Annotated in this window: 15 protein-coding genes; 5 read left to right on the forward strand and 10 right to left on the reverse strand. The window is 62.7% G+C overall.

The window, feature by feature from the left end:
• Positions 1 to 82 precede the first annotated feature (82 nt).
• Positions 83 to 1,021, reverse strand: coding sequence for a phospholipase BipL (gene bipL, locus PFLCHA0_RS29280; RefSeq protein ID WP_015637408.1), 939 nt, complete (start codon positions 1,019 to 1,021; stop codon positions 83 to 85).
• Between the two features lie 110 nt (positions 1,022 to 1,131).
• Here bipL and PFLCHA0_RS29285 point away from each other — a divergent pair, with 110 nt between their 5' ends.
• A complete protein-coding gene (locus PFLCHA0_RS29285; RefSeq protein WP_015637409.1) occupies positions 1,132 to 1,719 on the forward strand; it encodes a DUF6436 domain-containing protein in 588 nt (195 codons plus the stop codon).
• Between the two features lie 95 nt (positions 1,720 to 1,814).
• Positions 1,815 to 4,235 carry a penicillin acylase family protein gene (locus PFLCHA0_RS29290; protein ID WP_015637410.1) on the forward strand — a complete coding sequence of 807 codons (2,421 nt, stop codon included), beginning with the start codon at positions 1,815 to 1,817 and terminating at the stop codon, positions 4,233 to 4,235.
• Positions 4,236 to 4,325: 90 nt separating this feature from the next.
• On the opposite strand, the gene PFLCHA0_RS29295 is transcribed toward PFLCHA0_RS29290, so the two are convergent.
• A complete protein-coding gene (locus PFLCHA0_RS29295; RefSeq protein ID WP_015637411.1) occupies positions 4,326 to 5,294 on the reverse strand; it encodes a GlxA family transcriptional regulator in 969 nt (322 codons plus the stop codon).
• A gap of 205 nt (positions 5,295 to 5,499) precedes the next feature.
• Between PFLCHA0_RS29295 and PFLCHA0_RS29300 the strand changes: the two genes are divergently transcribed.
• Positions 5,500 to 6,141: an HD domain-containing protein gene (locus PFLCHA0_RS29300; RefSeq protein WP_011064094.1), complete on the forward strand. Its 642-nt coding sequence runs from the start codon at positions 5,500 to 5,502 to the stop codon at positions 6,139 to 6,141.
• A gap of 148 nt (positions 6,142 to 6,289) precedes the next feature.
• On the opposite strand, the gene PFLCHA0_RS29305 is transcribed toward PFLCHA0_RS29300, so the two are convergent.
• The 8 genes from PFLCHA0_RS29305 to PFLCHA0_RS29340 all read right to left on the reverse strand — a co-directional run bounded on the left by PFLCHA0_RS29305 (position 6,290) and on the right by PFLCHA0_RS29340 (position 15,474).
• Positions 6,290 to 7,180 carry an ABC transporter permease subunit gene (locus PFLCHA0_RS29305; protein ID WP_011064095.1) on the reverse strand — a complete coding sequence of 297 codons (891 nt, stop codon included), beginning with the start codon at positions 7,178 to 7,180 and terminating at the stop codon, positions 6,290 to 6,292.
• On the reverse strand, positions 7,177 to 8,058 hold the full coding sequence (locus PFLCHA0_RS29310; protein ID WP_169892555.1) for an ABC transporter permease subunit: 882 nt from the start codon (positions 8,056 to 8,058) through the stop codon (positions 7,177 to 7,179). Before PFLCHA0_RS29310 ends, PFLCHA0_RS29305 begins: the two co-directional genes overlap by 4 nt.
• A 35-nt stretch (positions 8,059 to 8,093) precedes the next feature.
• Positions 8,094 to 9,236: an ABC transporter ATP-binding protein gene (locus PFLCHA0_RS29315; protein ID WP_011064097.1), complete on the reverse strand. Its 1,143-nt coding sequence runs from the start codon at positions 9,234 to 9,236 to the stop codon at positions 8,094 to 8,096.
• A gap of 71 nt (positions 9,237 to 9,307) precedes the next feature.
• Positions 9,308 to 10,402: a polyamine ABC transporter substrate-binding protein gene (locus PFLCHA0_RS29320; RefSeq protein ID WP_015637412.1), complete on the reverse strand. Its 1,095-nt coding sequence runs from the start codon at positions 10,400 to 10,402 to the stop codon at positions 9,308 to 9,310.
• A gap of 189 nt (positions 10,403 to 10,591) precedes the next feature.
• On the reverse strand, positions 10,592 to 11,689 hold the full coding sequence (locus PFLCHA0_RS29325) for a polyamine ABC transporter substrate-binding protein (protein WP_026020018.1): 1,098 nt from the start codon (positions 11,687 to 11,689) through the stop codon (positions 10,592 to 10,594).
• A gap of 184 nt (positions 11,690 to 11,873) precedes the next feature.
• Complete coding sequence (locus tag PFLCHA0_RS29330) at positions 11,874 to 13,238, reverse strand: aspartate aminotransferase family protein (RefSeq protein ID WP_011064100.1); 1,365 nt, start codon at positions 13,236 to 13,238, stop codon at positions 11,874 to 11,876.
• 56 nt (positions 13,239 to 13,294) lie between these two features.
• Positions 13,295 to 14,653 carry a glutamine synthetase family protein gene (locus tag PFLCHA0_RS29335; protein ID WP_011064101.1) on the reverse strand — a complete coding sequence of 453 codons (1,359 nt, stop codon included), beginning with the start codon at positions 14,651 to 14,653 and terminating at the stop codon, positions 13,295 to 13,297.
• Between the two features lie 38 nt (positions 14,654 to 14,691).
• The gene (locus PFLCHA0_RS29340; RefSeq protein ID WP_015637413.1) at positions 14,692 to 15,474 is read right to left on the reverse strand and encodes a gamma-glutamyl-gamma-aminobutyrate hydrolase family protein; all 783 of its coding nucleotides are present in this window, start codon (positions 15,472 to 15,474) and stop codon (positions 14,692 to 14,694) included.
• Positions 15,475 to 15,752: 278 nt separating this feature from the next.
• Between PFLCHA0_RS29340 and PFLCHA0_RS29345 the strand changes: the two genes are divergently transcribed.
• Together PFLCHA0_RS29345 and PFLCHA0_RS29350 are read left to right on the forward strand one after the other, a co-directional pair.
• Positions 15,753 to 17,129: a glutamine synthetase family protein gene (locus tag PFLCHA0_RS29345; protein ID WP_011064103.1), complete on the forward strand. Its 1,377-nt coding sequence runs from the start codon at positions 15,753 to 15,755 to the stop codon at positions 17,127 to 17,129.
• Positions 17,130 to 17,270: 141 nt separating this feature from the next.
• Positions 17,271 to 17,909, forward strand: a complete 639-nt coding sequence (locus tag PFLCHA0_RS29350; protein WP_015637414.1) for a TetR/AcrR family transcriptional regulator — start codon at positions 17,271 to 17,273, stop codon at positions 17,907 to 17,909.
• Positions 17,910 to 17,914 lie beyond the last annotated feature (5 nt).

A 17,914-nucleotide genomic window follows, 5' to 3' on the forward strand; every position in this document is an offset into this window, starting at 1 on the left:
TCGCCTGACGAGCCTGCAGTAGCCTTGGGCTCTTGCGTCCCTTCGGGCCGTTCGCAGCCTGCGGCAGCGGCTGCACCAATCTCTAGAGGTGCTGGGTCAGAAAGGCGAAGTACTGATCGCGATACAACGGGATTTCATTGGCCAGGTGGTGCCGCGCATCGGGCAGCATCAATAGCTCGGGCGCGGCGAACTTGCCGCGAATCACCTGCAGATTGTGCTGCCAGTCCACGGTCATGTCCGCATCCCCCTGAACGATCAACGGCTGCCTGGAGCTGCGGGGCGCCGCCTCCAGGCGCTTGATCCAGCGCGACAGCGCTCCCACCCAGGCCGTCGGCAAGCGTTGCGGCTGCAACGGGTCGACCTGCAGGAACGCGAGGAAATCCGGGTCGTTGGAGTTTTCACTGAAGCGCCGGGCAATGCCGGTGACGAAGGGCCGCAGCGCGTAATAACTGAGCATCGACCAGCCCCAGGCCCGCGGCCGCACCAGCGGCGAGAGCAGCATCACCTGCCCCTGGGCCGGGCTCTCGGCGCCCTGGTTGAGCAGGTGGTCCATGATGATCGCGCCGCCGGTGCTTTGCCCGAACAGGTGCCAGGGCTCGGGGAGCTCCAGGGACCGGGCCTCGGCGAACAGGCCTTGCAGCACCCGCTGGTACACCGCGAAATCATCGATACTGGCCCGCTCGCCACTGGAAAGGCCGTGCCCGGGCAGGTCGCAGGAAATCACCACGAAACGCCGTTGCAGCGCCCACTCGATCACATGCCGGTACAAGCCCATGTGGTCGTAGAAGCCGTGGAACAGAAACAGCGTGGCCCGTGGCTGCTCCGGCCACCAGACCTGGCTCACCACTTCGTAGCCGTCCACCTGGAAACGCCCCAGGCGGCTGCGCGGCACCAGCGCCCGTCCGGCGAAATCCAGCCCATAGAAGCGCTGGTAAGCCTGCCCCTCCACCGACAAAGGCTGCCCGGCGACCAGAGGTTGCAGGCTGGCACGCAGGTGGTCGGGGTCGAAAGTGGCGGGCATAGAGAATTCCAAAGCGGGGGTACCGGCGACAAAACGGGCTTTCTGGGCCTGCGATATTCATCTGTCGCGGCAAGCATGGCAAGCTACGCGACCTTCGAGGACCGATCTTAATGCGCCAGTCTTACCGCACGCCCCTGCTTGCCAGCCTGCTCGTCCTGATCTGCGCCGTGGTGCTGTGGAACGCCTACGAATGGTTCCAGGGCCGCTATCTGCGGGCGTTCAGCGAGCACACCGCGATGTTCTCCGGCGACCCGTTGCAACTGCCCGCCGAACTGGCCGGCCCCGGGGCGATCCGCCTGGTACATTTCTGGGACCCGGCCTGCCCCTGCAATGTCGGTAACCAGCAGCACCTGGCCGAGCTGATCGAAACCTATGGCCCGCGGGGCGTGGAGTTCTATGCCGTACAGAAGCCCGGCAGCCATGGCCAGCTACCCGCCACCCTGAGCCGCCTGAAGCACCTCGACAGCGTGCCCGGAGCGGAACAGATCCCCGCCAGCCCGGCAGTGGCGATCTGGGACCGCAACGGCAAGCTGGCCTACTTCGGCCCCTACAGCGAAGGCCTGACCTGCAATTCCAGCAACAGCTTCATCGAGCCCATCCTCCAGGCCCTTGAGGACAATCGCCCGGTCAGCGCCACCCACACCCTGGCCATCGGCTGCTACTGCCCCTGGCCGGCCGAACAAGGCATTCGCGACTAATCAAGGACTGCCTCCTGCGCGGGGCCCCTGACTTGTGCTAAATCTCTGCAGCTCTCCCAAGGCGGCATTGAATACAACAACAGCAAGGAGCCCGCATGAAACGCAGCCTGACCGTCGTCGCCGTACTGATCCTCGCCCTGCTGGCAGGGCTTGCCGGCTACCTGTACAGCAAGCAGCCGACGCGTCAGGGCCAGGTCGAGCTCAATGGCCTGCAAGGCTCGGTCACCGTGCGTTACGACGAACGCGGGGTGCCGCACATTCGCGCCGAAAACGAAGCCGACCTGTACCGCGCCCTGGGCTACGTGCACGCCCAGGACCGGCTGTTCCAGATGGAAGTGCTGCGGCGCCTGTCCCGGGGCGAGCTAGCAGAGGTGCTGGGGCCCAAGCTGGTGGACACCGACAAACTGTTCCGCAGCCTGCGGATTCGCGAACGGGCCGACAGCTATATCGCCGGGCTCGACCATCAGTCACCCGCCTGGAAGGCCCTGGAAGCCTATCTGGACGGCATCAACCAGTATCAGGACAGCCACGCCAGCCCCATCGAGTTCGACGTCCTGGGTATCCGCAAGCGGCCTTTCACCGCAGAAGACACCGTCAGCGTCGCCGGTTTCATGGCCTACAGCTTTGCCATGGCCTTTCGCACCGAGCCGCTGCTGACCTACATCCGCGACGAACTGGGCAATGACTACCTAAAGGTGTTCGACCTCGACTGGCAGCCCAAGGGCGTGCTGGCCAAGGGCAAGACCCCACCTTCAGCGCCACTGGCCACCGTCGACTGGCAGGGCCTGGGCCGGATCGCCCGCCTGAGCCTGCAAGCCCTGGAAGAAGCCGGGCTGCCGCAATTCGAGGGCAGCAATGCCTGGGTGGTTTCCGGCTCGCGGACCAAGAGCGGCCGCGCGCTGCTGGCCGGCGACCCGCATATCCGCTACTCGCTGCCGTCGGTGTGGTACGAGGCCCAGCTCTCGGCCCCTGGCTTTGAACTCTACGGTCATCACCAGGCCCTGGTGCCCTTCGCCTTCCTCGGCCACAACCTGGACTTCGGCTGGAGCCTGACCATGTTCCAGAACGATGACCTCGACCTGATCGCCGAAAAGGTCAACCCGGAGAACCCCAATCAGGTCTGGTTCCACGACAAGTGGGTGGACCTGATCACCAGCGAGCAGCAGATCGCAGTTAAGGGCCAGGCACCGGTAACCCTTACTCTGCGCCAGTCGCCCCACGGCCCGATCATCAACGACATGCTCGGCACCACCGTGGGCAAGGCGCCGATCGCCATGTGGTGGGGTTTTCTGGAAACCCCGAACCCGATCCTCGACGGCTTCTACCAGCTCAACCGCGCAGACACCCTGGCCAAGGTCCGCGCTGCGGCCGCCAAGGTCCATGCACCGGGCCTGAACATCGTCTGGGCCAACGCCAAGGGCGACATCGGCTGGTGGGCGGCGGCGCTCCTGCCCAAGCGCCCGGCGGGGGCCAAGCCGGCCTTCATCCTCGATGGCAGCACCAGCCTGGCGGACAAGGAAGGCTTCTACCCCTTCAGCGCCAACCCCCAGGAAGAGAACCCGGCCCGGGGCTATATCGTCTCGGCCAACTTCCAGCCGGTATCCCCCACCGGCATGGAGATCCCCGGCTACTACAACCTGGCCGACCGTGGTCAGCAACTGGATCGGCAGCTCAGCGACAAGAGTCAGAAATGGGACCTGGAGAACACCCAGAAACTGCAGTTGGGCACCACCACCGCCTACGGGCCGCGCTTGCTGGCGCCGCTGTTGCCGGTGTTGCGTGAAGTGGTCAGCGACCCCGAGGAACTGAAGCTGGTGGAGCAACTGGCGAAATGGCAGGGCGACTATCCACTGGAATCCACCAGCGCGACGCTGTTCAACCAGTTCCTGTTCAACCTGGCCGATGCCACTTTCCATGAAAAACTCGGCGACGCCTATTTCGACGCCCTGATCCAGGCCCGGGTGGTGGACGCCGCCCTGCCCCGGCTGGCGGCGGACCCCGACTCGCCCTGGTGGGACAACCGCACCACGCCCCAGCGCGAAAGCCGCGCCGACACGGTCAAGCTGGCCTGGCGCGCCAGTATCGACCACCTGCGCCTGACCCTGGGCGCCAACCCGGCGCAATGGCGCTGGGGCCAGGCCCACACGCTGACCCACGGCCACCCGCTGGGCATGCAGAAGCCCCTGGACCGGCTGTTCAACGTCGGCCCCCTGGACGCCCCCGGTAGCCACGAAGTGCCGAACAACCTCACCGCCAAGATCGGCCCGGCGCCCTGGTCAGTAGTCTACGGGCCCTCGACCCGGCGCATCATCGACTTCGCCGACCCGGCCCACAGCCTGACCATCAACCCGGTGGGCCAGAGTGGCGTGCTGTTCGACAAGCACTACGACGATCAGGCCGAAGCCTATATCGAAGGGGTCTACCAGCAGGCGCACTTCAGCGACGAGGAAGTCACCGCCAACACCCGCAGCACCCTGAAGCTGCTGCCGGCACGCCCCCGGGTCCCCGCGCCTTGACCAGCGGCGGGTGTAGAAGCGAGCTGGCCAGCGAAGAGGCCCGCAAGCCCTGCACTCCGCTGAAGGACGCCTTCGCCGGCAAGCCGGCTCCTACAAGGGTACGGTGCTGAAGTTCAGGCGGAACTGTTGCGGGGTCAGCCCCAGGCGCCGGTTGAACACGCTGCGCATGTGCTGGGCATCGCGAAAACCGCAGGCGTAGGCCACGGTCTTGAGCGGCGCCGCGCTGCGTTCGAGCATCCCCCGCGCCGCATCCATCCGCGCGCCTTCGACAAATTCCGCCGGAGTCACCCCCGCTTCTCGAACGAACACTCGGGCAAAGTTGCGCGGGCTCATGTTCACCGCCCGGGCCAGCTCGGCAATGCTCAGGTCCGCCTGCAACCGGTCCTGCACATGCTGCTGGACCCGAGCCACGGTGGAGGTGGTCTCGGCCTGGGGCAGCAGAAACGGGCTGAACTGCGACTGCCCCCCCGTGCGCTGGGTGAACACCACCAGACGCTTGGCCACGCTCAGGGCCACCCCCGCACCATGATCCTGGGCCAGCAGGTACAGCGACAGGTCGATGCCGGCGGTGACCCCCGCCGAAGTGAACAGCCTGCCGTCCCGGACGTACAGGCGATCAGCCTCGACCCGGGTGCCAGGGCACAGCGCAGCCAGCGCCGGTGCATCGCTCCAGTGGGTGGTCACCGTGCGCCCTTCCAGCAACCCGGCCCGGGCCAGGATGAACGCGCCGTTGCAGATCGAGCCGAAGCCCTTGGCCCGGGCGCAGGCCTCGCGCAGCCAGGCGTAGAAGGCCGGGCTGAACTGGCTGCCAGGCACCTGTGGGCCGCCCGCCACCAGCAACAGGTCAAAGGGCTCCAGGGCCTGGGTGAAGGAACAATGGGCCTGCAACAGCAGGCCATTGGAACAGGCCTGCGCCCCAGCCTCGACGCCAATCACCCGCAAGCGGTAATGATCCTCGGCCGGCAGAAACCGGTTGGCTTCGCAAAACACATCCATGGGCCCGGTGACATCGAGGGCCTGGACACCCGGAAAAACCAGCACGGCAACGCTTCTACCCATGGTGCAAACAGCCCTCTATGACCCGCGCCCGGCAACCCCGAGCGGCGGGCAATTGTCGCAAGCAAAGCTCGGGGGAACATAGCACTGGCAGGAAATGCGCGCAGGTTGGCCGGGATCACAGCCCCGGTGCGATTGTGGGCCGAAAGGCCCGGTAACAGACTGAAGGCTCCAGCGCCAGCACGGCGCCCGCCACGAGGAACGCCCCATGAGCTCCACCATCGCCGGGATCCGGATACCCGACAGCGCCCTGGCCCGGGCCACCACCGAGTACATCCGCGATGTCGAATCCGACCTGCTTTATCACCACTCGCGCCGGGTGTTCCTGTTCGGCGCCCTGAGCGGCGAACGCCGGCAGCTGGCTTACGACCCGCAGTTGCTCTACGTCGGCGCCATGTTCCACGACCTGGGGTTGGTGGAGGGCCTGCGCAGCGCCGACCAGCGCTTCGAAGTCGACGGCGCCAACGCCGCACGCGACTTTCTCCAGCCCTACGGCCTCAGCGCCGACGATATCGAGCAGGTCTGGCTGTCCATCGCCTTGCACACCACCCCAGGCATCCCCCAGCACCTGCGCCCTACCGTGGCCCTGGTCACCGCCGGGGTCGAGATGGATGTGCTGGGCATCGACTACGCCGCGTTCCCCGCGGCCCAGCGTGAAGCCGTGGTCCACGCCCACCCGCGCGGTGAAGGCTTCAAGGAATGCATCATCTGCGCCTTCGCCGACGGCCTGCGCCATCGCCCGCAAACCACCTTCGGCAACGTCAAGACCGACGTCCTGGCCGACCAGCAGCCAGGGTTCAAGGCGTTGAATTTCGTCGAGGTGATTCGCCGTTCACCCTGGCAATCCTGACCCACCACCTCCGTTGCAGGAGCTGGCTGGCCAGCGAAGAGACCCGCAAGCCCAATCCCCTTCTGAAGGACGCTTGCCCCGGCAAGGGCCAATAAAAAACCTCGCTCCCGGAAACCGGGGCGAGGTTTTTTGATGACACAACTGCAAGTCAGGCGGTTTCCGGCGCCTGGGCCCGACGCACGTCCGGCTGTTTCCAGGAGTCGGCAGCGCTTTCCTCGATGGCCTGCTGGATCGCCCGCTTGCGGGCTTCTTCGGCGCGCCGGCTGAAGAACCAGACCAGGAAGGTCACCAGGGACACCGCCAGCAGGATCAGGCTGGCCACGGCGTTGATCTCCGGCTTCACCCCCAGGCGCACCGCCGAGAACACTTCCATCGGCAAGGTGGTGGAACCCGGGCCGGAGACGAAGCTGGCCAGTACCAGGTCATCCAGGGACAGGGCGAAGGACATCATGCCGCCGGCCGCCAGCGAAGGCGCGATCATCGGGATGGTGATCAGGAAGAACACCTTCCACGGCCGCGCGCCCAGGTCCATGGCCGCCTCTTCGATGGACAGGTCCAGCTCACGCAGGCGGGCCGACACCACCACTGCCACATAGGCGGCGCAGAACGTGGTGTGGGCGATCCAGATGGTGACGATGCCGCGCTCCTGAGGCCAGCCGACCGCCTGGGCCATGGCCACGAACAGCAGCAGCAAGGAAAGACCGGTGATCACTTCCGGCATCACCAGCGGCGCGGTGACCAGGCCACCGAACAGGGTACGGCCCTTGAAGCGGGTGATCCGGGTCAGCACGAACGCCGCCAGGGTGCCCAGTGCCACCGCCGCTACAGCGGTGTAGCAGGCGATTTCCAGGGAGCGCATCACCGAGCCCATCAGTTGCTGGTTATCCAGCAGGCCGATGTACCACTTGATTGACCAGCCGCCCCACACCGTCACCAGCTTGGAGGCGTTGAACGAGTAGATCACCAGGATCAGCATCGGCAGGTAGATGAACAACAGGCCGAGCACCAGCATCAGGCTGGAGAAACTGAAGCGCTTCATTCCTTGCCCTCCATTTCCTTGGCCTGACTGCGGTTGAACAGGATGATCGGCACAATCAGGATCGCCAGCATCACCACCGCCAGGGCGGAAGCCACCGGCCAGTCACGGTTGTTGAAGAACTCTTGCCACAGCACCTTGCCGATCATCAGGGTTTCCGGACCGCCCAGCAGTTCCGGAATCACGAACTCACCCACCACCGGGATGAACACCAGCATGCAGCCGGCGATGATGCCGTTCTTGGACAGCGGCACGGTGATTTTCCAGAAGCTGTTGAAGGTACTCGAACCCAGGTCGGCCGCGGCCTCCAGCAGGCTGGTGTCGTGTTTCACCAGGTTCGCGTACAGCGGCAGGATCATGAACGGCAGGTAGGAATAGACCACCCCGATATACACCGCGATGTTGGTGTTGAGGATCTGCAGCGGCTCGTTGATCCAGCCCATGGACATCAGGAAGCCATTGAGCAGGCCGTTATTGCTGAGGATGCCCATCCAGGCATAGACGCGGATCAGGATCGCGGTCCAGGTCGGCATCATGATCAGCAGCACCAGCACCGTCTGCAATTCCTTGCGGGCACTGGCGATGGCGTAGGCCATCGGGTAGCCGATCAGCAGGCAGAGGATGGTGCTGAAGAACGCCATCTTCAGCGAGCCGAGGTAGGCGGCGATATAGAGTTCGTCGTCGCCGAGCATCGCGTAGTTGCCCAGGTTCAGCAGCAACTGCAGCTTCTGGTCGACGTAGCTGTAGATCTCGGTGTACGGCGGAATGGCCACGTCCGCTTCGGCGAAGCTGATCTTCAGGACGATGAAGAACGGCAGCATGAAGAACAGGAACAGCCAGATGAACGGAACCCCGATGACCAGCTGACGGCCACCGGGAATTATTCGATTGAGTCGGCGCTTGAGCTTTCGCATGTTCATGAGCGCAGTACCACGCCGCTGTCGTCTTCCCACCAGACGTAGACCTGGTCACCCCAGGTCGGCCGCGCACCACGGCGCTCGGCGTTGGCGACGAAGGATTGCACCAGTTTGCCGCTCGGCAGCTCGACGTAGAACACCGAGTGGCCGCCCAGGTAGGCAATGTCGTGGACCTTGCCGCTGGACCAGTTGTACTCGCAGGTCGGCATCTCGGCAGTCACCAGGAGCTTTTCCGGGCGGATCGCGTAGGTCACCGATTTGTCCTGCACCGAAGTGCTGATGCCGTGGCCGACATAGATGCTGCGGTCCAGGTCCTTGCAGGTGATCAGGGCGTGGCCCTCGGCATCGTCCACCACTTCACCCTCGAAGATGTTGACGTTGCCGATGAATTCGCAGACCAGGCGGCTGACCGGGGTCTCGTAGATGTCGATCGGGCTGCCGATCTGGGCGATCCAGCCCAGGTGCATGATGGCGATGCGTTCGGCCATGGTCATGGCCTCTTCCTGGTCGTGGGTCACCATTACGCAGGTCACGCCCACGCGCTCGATGATCTCCACCAGCTCCAACTGCATCTGCGAGCGCAGCTTCTTGTCCAGGGCGCCCATGGGCTCGTCCAGCAAGAGCAGCTTGGGACGCTTGGCCAGGGAACGGGCCAGGGCCACGCGCTGGCGCTGGCCGCCGGAGAGCTGGTGCGGCTTGCGCTTGGCGTACTGGCTCATCTGCACCAGCTTGAGCATCTCCGCCACCCGGGCGTCGATTTCCGCGCTGGGGATCTTGTCCTGCTTGAGACCGAAGGCGATGTTCTGCGCCACGGTCATGTGGGGGAACAAGGCGTAGGACTGGAACATCATGTTGATCGGCCGCTCGTAAGGCGGCATGTCAGTGATGTCTACACCATCGAGGAAGATTCGCCCCTCCGTTGGCCGTTCGAAGCCGGCCAGCATCCGCAGCAAGGTGGACTTGCCTGAACCCGAACCGCCGAGCAGGGCGAAGATCTCGCCCTTCTTGATTTCCAGGGACACATCGTCCACGGCAACCGTCTCGTCGAACTTCTTCGTGACCCGGTCGATTTTGACCAGCACCTGCTTAGGTGTCTGGTCGCCCTCGAGGGCTTTCTTATAGGCGCCGGAGGCAACTGCCATTTGCGAAACTCCCAACAAAATTTGCAGCCCGCCCCATGCGGGCGGACCTTGGATAGTTTGAGCCTGTGGAACTATTTACCCGTCTTGACCTTGGTCCAGCTGCGGGTCATCAAGCGTTGGATATTGGGTGGCAACTCGGTGGACACGTAGGTCTTGTCGAGCACTTCCTGCGGTGGGTAGACCGCTTCGTCGGTGCGGATGGACTGCTCCATCAGCTTGTCCGACCCGGGGTTGGGGTTGGCATAACCGACATAGTCACTGACCTGAGCGATCACTTCAGGTTGCAGCAAATAGTTGATGAAGGCGTGGGCCTGCTTGACGTTGGTCGAATCCTTGGGGATCGCCAGCATGTCGAACCACAGGGCACCGCCCTCCTTCGGAATCGCATAGGCGATGTTCACACCCTTGCCGGCATCGGCGGCCCGGGCCTTGGCCTGGAACACATCGCCGGAAAACCCGATGGCCACGCAGATATTGCCGTTGGCCAGGTCCGAGATGTACTTGGACGAATGGAAGTAGGTCACGTAAGGACGCACTGCCAGTAACGTGGCCTCGGCCTTCTTGTAGTCCTGGGGGTTGGTGCTGTTGGCGTTCAGGCCCAGGTAGTTGAGGACCGTGGGCATCATCTCGTCGGCGGAGTCGAGGAAGGCCACGCCGCAGCTGTTGAGCTTCTTGATGTTCTCCGGCTCGAACAGCACGCTCCAGGAGTCGATCTTGTCCACGCCCAGGGCGGCCTTGACCTTGTCGACGTTGTAGCCGATGCCGTTGGTACCCCACAGGTACGGCACCGCGTACTGGTTGCCCGGATCGTTCATTTCCAGACGCTTGAGCAGTACCGGGTCAAGGTTCGAATAGTGGGTCAGCAGGCTCTTGTCGAGCTTCTGGAAAGCCCCGGCCTTGATCTGCTTGCCCAGGAAGTGGTTGGACGGCACGACCACGTCATAACCGGTACGGCCGGCCAGCAACTTGCCTTCCAGGGTTTCATTGGAATCGAATACGTCATACACCGGCTTGATACCGGTGGCCTTTTCAAACTCGGCCAGAGTGTTCTGACCGATGTAATCGGACCAGTTATAAATATGCACGGTCGGTGCAGCCTGGACGCCAGCCATCAGCGTCAGGCCGGCGGCGGCCAGCATGGCTTTGCGAAATAAAGAAATAGGCAAGTGGAGGTCCTCTTAAATAGTTGGGCCCAAGTTGCCCCGCGCTACCTGACAGCCTCCAAGCTGCCCAGCAACAAAACCGGCGCGCAACTTACCCTCGATAAACCAATCCAGCAAAACTTTCTGTCATTTAATTGTTTCCTGTTGCCGCCCTCGCCACGACGACGGCAACAGGGAGTGCTGCAAATCGGCTTATTTGCCGGATTTGATCTTGGTCCAGCTGCGGGTCAGGATGCGCTGGGTCGCGGCCGGCAGGTCGGCGATCGCGTACAGCTTGGCCTGCACCTCAGCTGGCGGGTAGACGCCCGGGTCGCTGGTGATGTCTTTATCGACCAATGGGGTTGCAGCCGCGTTACCGTTGGGGAAACGCACGGCGTTGGTGATTTCGGCCATGACTTCAGGCTTTTGCAGGAAGGTCATGAACTTGTAGGCGCCTTCGACGTTTTCCGCGTCTTTGGGGATGGCCACCATGTCATAGAAGCTGCCAGCACCTTCTTTGGGGATGTTGTAGCTGACCTTGACCTTGTCACCGGCTTCGGCGGCACGGGCCTTGGCCTGGTAGATGTCGCCCGAGTAACCCACGGCGACGCAGATGTTGCCGTTGGCCAGGTCGGAGATGTACTTGGAGGAGTGGAAGTAGGCGATCGAAGGACGGATCTTGAGGAACAGCGCTTCGGCTTCAGCCAGTTGCTTCTTGTCCTGGCTGTCGGTCGGGTAGCCCAGGTAGTGCAGCGCCACCGGAATCATCTCGGTTGGCGAATCGAGGAAGCTGACGCCGCAGGCCTTCAGCTTCTCAGCGTTCTCAGGCTTGAACAGCAGGTCCCAGGAGTTGGTCGGTGCATCGGCACCCAGCGCGGCCTTGACCTTCTCGGCGTTGAAGCCGATACCGATCGAGCCCCACATGTAAGGGAAGGCATGCTTGTTGCCCGGGTCGCTCACCGAAACCGCCTTGAGCAGCGATTCGTTGAGGTTCTTCCAGTTCGGCAACTTGGAGCGGTCCAGTTCCTGGTAGACACCGGCCTTGATCTGCTTGGCCAGGAAGTTGTTGGAAGGCACCACAACGTCATAACCGGACTTGCCGGCGAGCAACTTGGCTTCCAGGGTTTCATTGCTGTCGAACACGTCGTAGACAACCTTGATGCCCGACTCGGCTTCAAACTTCTTGATAGTGTCCGGCGCGATGTAATCGGACCAGTTGTAAACGTGCAGCACTTTATCGTCCGCTTGTGCCGCCGCCGCCATCACGCCCATCAGGGACATGGCGAGGAGGGTCTTGCCAGCTAACTTCATACCTAATGCCTTCATGCGTAATGCTCCAATTATTCTTTTTAACCACTCGCTCAGCGGCCAATATCCGGGCAACCAAAACGGCGGGTAGTCTGGCAAGATCCAAGGCCGGCTTTCAAGAAAAGACCAGGCTTTTACATCTGCTTTGAACGCAGTGCCCGCAAGCACCGCGCTCAAAGCCTAGCACTCAGCCCTCGAGCACACTCAAGGTCAGGTCCAGACACTTGCGCGCCTTGGCCACCAGCTCGTCGATCTCCGCCTCGCTGATCACCAGGGGCGGCGCAATGATCATGGTGTCACCCACCGCGCGCATGATCAGGCCGTTGTCGAAGCAGAACTGCCGGCAGATCATGCCCACGCCTCGGCCTTCGTAACGCGCCCGGGTGGCCTTGTCCTTGACCAGTTCGATGGCCCCCAGCAGCCCTACCCCGCGAACCTCGCCCACCAGCGGGTGGTCGCTCAACTCGCGCAGACGTTTCTGCAAATACGGTGCCGCTTTTTCATGGGCGCGCTGGATAATTTTCTCTTCGCGCATGATGCGGATGTTTTCCAGGGCCACGGCAGCGGCCACCGGGTGCCCGGAATAGGTGAAACCGTGGTTGAAGTCGCCGCCCTCGTTGAGCACCGCCACCACTTCGTCGCGCACGATCAGCCCACCCATGGGGATGTAGCCGGAGGTCAGGCCCTTGGCGATGGTCATCATGTCCGGCTTGAGGTCGTAGAAATCGCTACCGAACCACTCACCGGTGCGCCCGAAGCCACAGATCACTTCATCGGCGACGAACAGGATGTCGTACTTGGCAAGGATTTCCTTGATCCGCGGCCAGTAGCTGTCCGGCGGCACGATCACACCACCGGCGCCCTGGATCGGTTCGGCGATAAAGGCCCCGACATTGTCCACGCCCAGTTCGAGGATCTTCTCTTCGAGCTGGTTGGCGGCCCAGATACCGAACTCTTCGGGGCTCATGTCGCCGCCTTCGGCGAACCAGTAAGGCTGCGGGATATGGACGATACCCGGGATCGGCAAGTCGCCCTGCTCGTGCATGTAGGTCATGCCGCCGAGGCTGGCACCGGCCACAGTGGAACCGTGGTAGCCATTGACCCGGCTGATGATGGTTTTCTTGTTCGGCTGGCCCTTGATCGCCCAGTAGTGGCGGACCATGCGCAGCATGGTGTCGTTGCCTTCGGAGCCGGAACCGGTGAAGAACACGTGGTTCATGCCTTCTGGCGCGATATCGGCGATCGCCTTGGACAGCTCCAGCACCGGTGGGTGGGCAGTCTGGAAGAACAGGTTGTAATAGGGCAGTTCGCGCATTTGCTTGCTGGCGGCTTCCGCCAGTTCGTCACGGCCATAGCCGATGGCTACGCACCACAGGCCGGCCATGCCGTCGAGAATCTGATTGCCTTCACTGTCCCAGAGGTACACACCCTTGGCATGGGTGATGATCCGCGGGCCCTTTTCCTTCAGTTGCTTGAAGTCACTGAACGGTGCCAGGTGGTGATCACTGCTGAGGGTTTGCCACTCGCGGGTTTGCGGGTTTTTATGAGTCATCAATCTCTCCTTAGTGTCAGTGAAGGCGCCACTGGCGGGCAGTGGCGCCCGGCGGATCAGACGGCGAACAACAGGAACTCCCGCTCCCACGAACTGATCACGCGCTTGAAGTTTTCGTGCTCGGCCCGCTTCACCGCGACATAGCCGGTGATGAACTTCTGGCCCAGGTACTTCTCGATGGTCTTGCTGTTTTCCATACGCTCCAGCGCGTCTTCGATGGTCAGTGGCAGGCGCAGGTTGCGGCGCTCGTAGCCACGGCCCACCACGGGCGCGCTCGGGTTGTGGCCTTCGACCATGCCGATGTAGCCACACAGCAGGCTGGCGGCGATGGCCAGGTACGGGTTGGCGTCGGCGCCCGGCAGGCGGTTTTCCACGCGACGGTTCTGTGGCCCGGCATCCGGCACCCGCAGGCCCACGGTGCGGTTCTCTTCGCCCCACTCGACGTTCACCGGCGCCGAGGTATCGGGCAGGAAACGACGGAACGAGTTGACGTTGGGGGCGAACAGCGGCAGCAGCTCGGGAATGAACTTCTGCAAACCACCGATGTGGTTGAGGAACAGCTGGCTCATGGTCCCGTCTTCATTGGAGAAGACGTTCTTGCCGGTGTTGATGTCGATGATGCTCTGGTGCAGGTGCATGGCGCTGCCGGGCTCGCCGGTCATGGGCTTGGCCATGAAGGTGGCGGCCACGTCGTGCTTGAGCGCGGCTTCGCGCATGGTGCGCTTGAACACCAGGATCTGGTCGGCCAGGGACAGGGCATCGCCGTGACGGAAGTTGATCTCCATCTGCGCCGTGCCGTCCTCGTGGATCAGCGTATCCAGGTCCAGCTCCTGCAGTTCGCACCAGTCGTAGACGTCTTCGAACAGCGGGTCGAATTCGTTCGCAGCCTCAATGGAGAACGACTGGCGCCCGGTTTCCGGGCGGCCGGAGCGGCCGATCGGCGGCTGCAGCGGGTAGTCCGGGTCGTCGCTGCGCTTGGTCAGGTAGAACTCCATCTCCGGCGCCACGATGGGCTGCCAGCCGTGGTCGGCGTAGAGTTTCAGGACCTTCTTCAGGACGTTGCGCGGCGACAGCTCGATGGGGTTGCCCTGCTTGTCGTAGGTGTCATGGATCACCTGGGCAGTAGGCTCGATGGCCCAGGGCACAAGGTACACCGCGTTCTGGTCCGGGCGGCAGACCATGTCGATGTCGGCCGGGTCCAGCAGTTCGTAATAGATGTCGTCTTCGACATAGTCGCCGGTCACGGTCTGCAGCAGCACGCTCTCGGGCAGGCGCATGCCTTTTTCGGCAATGAACTTGTTGGTCGGCGAGATCTTGCCCCGGGTGATCCCGGTCAAATCGCCGATCATGCATTCGACTTCTGTGATCTTGTGGTCTTTCAACCAATCGGTGAGCTGGTCGAGGTTGTTACTCATAAATGCCTCTAGGCTGAGTTTCCTGACTCTCTATTAAGTCAGGCCTTGTGTGACGCTTCGGCGTCGCGTTGTCTTGCCCGCTTGCGGCAGGCATCACCAAAAGCCTGGAAGATGGCCAGGTAGTGAGGGTTGCAGCTTACCTGCCATTCGGGGTGCCATTGCACCCCTAGTGCAAAAGCCTTGCTGGCTTCTACCGAGACCGCCTCTACCAACCCGTCGGGAGCCAGCGCCTCGACCCGCAGCCCCGGGGCCAGACGCTCGACGCCCTGGGCATGGATCGAGTTGACTTGAATCCGCTCCGGCAGGCCCAGCTCCGCCAGAACACCACCTGCCTTGATATGCAGGTCATGGGCGGGCGCGTACCAGGCGTCCAGGGGTTGGCCGGGCTGTTCGGCGTGCCGGTGGTCCATGAAAGGCTGCACCTGCTGCACGTTCTGATGCAGGCTGCCGCCCAGGGCCACGTTCATTTCCTGGAAGCCGCGGCAGATGCCCAGCACCGGAACGCCACTCGCGACAGCGGCGTTCAGCAGCGGCAGGGTGGCAGCATCCCGTGCAGAATCATGAGCAGTGCCCGGCGCGCTGGCAGGACCCTGGTAATGGAAAGGTTCGATATTGGAGGGAGAGCCGGTAAAGAGAATGCCGTCCAGACCGTCCAGAATATCGGACGGGGAAAGCAGTTGCGCCATGGACGGGATAATCACCGGCACGCCCTGGGCTGCGCTGGCTACTGCGTGGACATACTCGTCGCCACTGATGTGATAAGCATGCAAACCGATCTGCCTGGAGCAGGCGGTGATGCCGATTAACGGCAGGCGAGACATGAAACACCCCGGTATTATTGCTGTTATGGGTTTGATTCGAGCTTAGCCTTGTTCATTTTTTTACACAACACCCCCGTAAAAAATACAACACGGCCCGCTCAAGCCTGCGGTACCCAAGGCGGCCGAGCCCCAAAAAACGCCCTGTTTTGCCCCAAAAGAGCCTTGCCAGCCCTTTATTAGGGCATAAAAGGCCTTACTTGACTTCGGCATGCCGTTCGGGTTGACTGAAACCAGAAAAGATCAATGATTGATATTTTTAACAACAAAGGTGTTGCATCATGTCGGTACCCCCGCGTGCCGTTCAGCTCAACGAAGCGAACGCGTTCCTTAAGGAACATCCTGAGGTTCTGTACGTTGACCTTCTGATTGCGGATATGAATGGTGTGGTGCGCGGCAAGCGCATCGAACGCACCAGCCTCCACAAGGTTTACGAGAAAGGCATCAACCTGCCGGCCTCCCTGTTTGCCCTGGATATCAATGGCTCTACGGTGGAAAGCACCGGCCTGGGTCTGGATATCGGCGACGCCGACCGGATCTGCTATCCAATCCCCGATACCCTGTGCAACGAACCCTGGCAGAAGCGCCCTACCGCGCAATTGCTGATGACCATGCACGAACTCGAAGGCGACCCCTTCTTTGCCGATCCACGGGAAGTCCTGCGCCAGGTGGTGACCAAGTTCGACGAACTGGGCCTGACCATCTGCGCTGCTTTCGAGCTGGAGTTCTACCTGATCGACCAGGAGAACGTGAACGGCCGGCCACAGCCACCACGCTCGCCGATTTCCGGCAAGCGCCCGCACTCCACCCAGGTCTACCTGATCGACGACCTCGACGAATACGTCGACTGCCTGCAGGACATCCTGGAAGGTGCCAAGGAACAAGGCATCCCGGCCGACGCCATCGTCAAGGAAAGTGCCCCGGCACAATTCGAAGTCAACCTGCACCACGTGGCCGACCCGATCAAGGCCTGCGACTACGCGGTCCTGCTCAAGCGCCTGATCAAGAACATCGCCTACGACCATGAGATGGACACCACCTTCATGGCCAAGCCTTACCCGGGCCAGGCGGGCAACGGTCTGCACGTTCACATTTCGGTTCTGGACAAAGATGGCAAGAACATCTTCGCCAGCGAGGATCCCGAGCAGAACGCCGCACTGCGTCACGCGATCGGCGGTGTGCTCGAGACCCTACCGGCGCAGATGGCCTTCCTCTGCCCGAACGTCAACTCCTATCGCCGTTTCGGCGCGCAGTTCTATGTGCCGAACTCGCCGAGCTGGGGCCTGGACAACCGTACCGTGGCCATTCGCGTCCCCACCGGCTCGGCCGATGCAGTGCGCATCGAACACCGGGTCGCCGGCGCCGACGCCAACCCCTACCTGCTGATGGCTTCGGTCCTGGCGGGCGTGCACCACGGCCTGACCAACAAGATCGAGCCGGGGGCGCCTACCGAAGGCAACTCCTACGAGCAGAACGAGCAGAGCCTGCCGAACAACCTGCGTGATGCCCTGCGCGAGTTGGACGACAGCGAAGTCATGGCCAAGTACATCGATCCGAAATACATCGATATCTTCGTCGCTTGTAAGGAAAGTGAGCTGGAGGAGTTCGAACACTCCATCTCCGACCTCGAGTACAACTGGTACCTGCACACCGTGTAAGCGCCAGCTGCATTGAAGAACGCCGCCGGGTTCATCCCGGCGGCGTTTTTTTTATGCCCGTGATTCGGATGCGCCCAGGCTGCGGCTACAGGGACAACGGCCCACTCGCGTACAATGCCCGCTGCCCTGTAGGAGAGACTGATGACGCGCACCGCCCCGCTTCGCAAACCCCGTGCACGCAGCCAGGCCCGGATCGACTCCATACTCGACGCCGCACGGACCCTGCTGGCAGCCGAGGGCGTGGCCAGCCTGTCGATCTACAGCGTGGCCGACAAGGCGCAGATCCCGCCATCCTCGGTCTATCACTTCTTCGCCAGCGTCCCGGCCCTGCTGGAAGCCCTTACCGCCGATGTCCACGCGGCGTTCCGCGCCTGCCTGCTGGAACCTATCGACCATGAGCGGCTCAGCAGCTGGCGCGATCTGTCACGCCTGGTGGAGCAACGCATGCTCGACATCTACGGCGAGGACGCGGCGGCCCGCCAACTGATCCTCGCCCAGCACGGCCTGACCGAAGTCACCCAGGCCGACCGCCAGCACGACATCGAGCTGGGGGACCTGATGCACAAGCTGTTCGATCATCATTTCGAGTTGCCGACGCTGCCCGTCGATGTGGACGTGTTCGCCCTGGCCATGGAGCTGGGAGATCGGGTGTATGCCCGCTCCGTGCAGCAGCACGGGCAGATCACCACGCGCATGGCCGAGGAAGGCATGCGCGTCTTCGATGCCTACCTGGGCCTGTACCTGCCGCCCTACCTGGCCAAGCGCCCCACCCCACCCTGAACGCC

The organism is Pseudomonas protegens CHA0, assembly GCF_000397205.1.
Taxonomy (GTDB): Bacteria; Pseudomonadota; Gammaproteobacteria; order Pseudomonadales; family Pseudomonadaceae; genus Aquipseudomonas; species Aquipseudomonas protegens.